The sequence below is a fragment of the Halomonas sp. LC1 genome (genome assembly GCF_030247125.1).
In the GTDB taxonomy this organism is placed as follows: Bacteria; Pseudomonadota; Gammaproteobacteria; order Pseudomonadales; family Halomonadaceae; genus Vreelandella.
The window spans coordinates 1-344 of the sequence record NZ_JASSPG010000022.1 but is presented as its reverse complement, the minus strand read 5'-3'; the positions used below and the strand labels follow the sequence as shown (position 1 = coordinate 344).

1 protein-coding gene is annotated in these 344 nt (G+C 67.7%); it reads left to right on the top strand.

Annotated elements, in window-relative coordinates:
* A partial coding sequence (locus QIT27_RS16995) for a hypothetical protein (protein WP_285264492.1) occupies positions 1–344 on the top strand: 344 nt, incomplete at both ends.

The window sequence follows — 344 nt, the reverse complement described above, 5'->3', positions numbered from 1 at the left end:
TCAACGAAGGCGGCACCGCCACCTTCAACGTCAGCCTCGACAAAGCGGTGGATAACGCCACCACGCTGACGTTCGACCTGGGCGAGGTCGACCCCGCCGACGTGGGCACCCCCACGGCCACCATTGGCGGCACCGCCGTCACCGTGACCGCCAACGAGAACGGCAGCTACAGCTTCACCGTACCGGCGGGCACCCTGGGCGGCATCGTGATCAGTGTCCCGACCCTCGACGACGCGGTGTTTGAAGGCGAAGAAGCGTTCACCCTGACCGCCACGCTCAGCGGCGAAACCGCCGCGGGCACCGCGCTGCCAGAAGGCATCACCGACAGCGGTGCTGCCACCATC